This window comes from Streptomyces sp. NPDC058964, assembly GCF_042741275.1.
GTDB lineage: Bacteria > Actinomycetota > Actinomycetes > Streptomycetales > Streptomycetaceae > Streptomyces.
Genome location: NZ_JBHYKH010000882.1, coordinates 1 through 1955 on the forward strand (window position 1 = coordinate 1; position 1955 = coordinate 1955).

The window sequence follows — 1955 nt, forward strand, 5'->3', positions numbered from 1 at the left end:
TTTTTATTTCCCTTTGTTTTATTTGTCATAATTAAAAACCGATTTCGAGCCGGCGACAACCCATTGTCACACCACGATTTAGGGGGTGTGTATAAATGGGCACTCTCTGTGAAATTTGAAGCTTTGAAATTCCGAATGGCGCACTTATACACTCTGTCGAGTGAGTGCTAAAATGCTGAAGCATTTCCGTCAAGCGTGTGGAGGAATCTTGTAGAGAGATATAGCATAGATACCCGTATCTCTAGAGATATTTTGGTATATCCCTGCTATATCTATGGGGTATCTATGCTATATCTTTGGCTTCAAAAACGGCACCTGTTCTAAGAGCATAGAAACTCAACAGGCACAGCCTGTTTGACACCCTTTTTTTTAGGGTGGCACCGAGTTTCCTTATGCTCTTTTTCTCTGAAGCTAAACCTGTTTTATATGTCGTAGTCTTTTTATTGGGAGTGACCCCTTGCTGTACAATTTCCGGAGGTGCCGATAAGGGACGAATTTTCCCTTGTCGGTTGCCTTTGGGGATTGTAAGGGGTGGAGGCTCGGAATCAAAAGGAAACGAAATATCATTCCGAGTGTGCTTCTTTTTTCTGTTCTTGAATTCTATTATTTCCAATGTTAGAATTATGTTAACAACTTGTTAGGAGTGTGTTTGGATGGAAGAGAAAAAACAAATTGGACCTCGAATTACTGTTGAAACATTTAAAAAGCTAGAGTTATTAGCCGAACATTTTACAAAACACAATGAATTTGGAAGAGTTTCAAAAGATGCTGTAATTGAGTTTGCTATTAAGGAATTGTATAGGGACTATTTGGGAAAAGGACGCTAATTTTTGTTGAAAAACTGACTTCGGATTTGGGGTTCTTTATTATTAACTTGATTTTAATTAAACATTACAGGAAAAATTGAGGGGAAATGGATGGATAAACGCAATGGTGACGCGGTTTTCATAGCTCCAAATGATGTTGTAAAAGTGACCACTATGAATCACGTCATTGAAGTTCAGCATATGGAGAAGATGAACCGGAAAAATAATATCAAAAAATTGGACAAGGATAGGTTTGTAGACCTCTCTACTGGGGAGATCCGGGAGTTCGAGCATTCGGAAAATCGGCAGGAAAATTATAATTCTTTGAGACAAACCTTTAAGAAGCTGCGTTATTTGATAAATAACAATTTTATAGGACGGCCAAATGAATTACATATAACTTTGACATACAAGAAAAATATGACGGACACGAAAAAACTTTATAGTGATTTTCAAAATTTTATCGACAGGTTGCGTTATAAATACAAGAAAGAAAGTTCGATAGATTATTTATCGGTGGTAGAGCCACAAGGACGTGGAGCCTGGCATTGTCATGTTTTAATGCGCTTTAATGATTTGGATAAGATTTATATTAAAAATGCTGAATTAAGGAGTCTATGGGGTTTAGGATTTGTAACAATCAAGTCATTAAAGGATATAGACAACATAGGAGCCTATTTGAGCGCTTATTTGACTGATATAGACCTAGAAGATGTCCAAGACAGGGAAACAGCCTTAAAAGTGGCTTCAGAGGGCTGTGAGGTGCAAACAAAGATCGTAGAAGGTCGGGAAAAGAAATTTTTAAAAGGCGGACGGCTGCACATGTATCCTTCCGGAATGAATATGTATCGAAAATCAAAAGGGATTGTTAAGCCGGAACGGGAAGAAATGAAGTTCGGAGACATAAAAAAAGTAGTGGGTTCGGCAAAACCACACTACGAGAAAAGTTATCATGTCGAAAATGACAATTTTGAAAACACAATTTCGTTTCTCCAGTATAACACAAAACGTGATTTTTGAAGCAAAACGGTTCCTCTTTATGGAGCCGTTTTTTTTATTTCCCGAAGGGTTATTTGTCAGAATGACAAACCGATTTCGAGCCGGCGAGAACCCATTGTCACACCACGATTTAGGGGGTGTGTATAAATG

2 protein-coding genes are annotated in these 1955 nt (G+C 37.9%); both read left to right on the top strand.

Annotated elements, in window-relative coordinates:
* Nucleotides 1-653: 653 nt before the first annotated feature.
* Nucleotides 654-827, top strand: coding sequence for a hypothetical protein (locus tag ACFW2E_RS45950; protein WP_375839303.1), 174 nt, complete (start codon nt 654-656; stop codon nt 825-827).
* Nucleotides 828-917: 90 nt separating this feature from the next.
* On the top strand, nt 918-1826 hold the full coding sequence (locus tag ACFW2E_RS45955; RefSeq protein WP_375839305.1) for a hypothetical protein: 909 nt from the start codon (nt 918-920) through the stop codon (nt 1824-1826).
* Nucleotides 1827-1955: the final 129 nt, after the last annotated feature.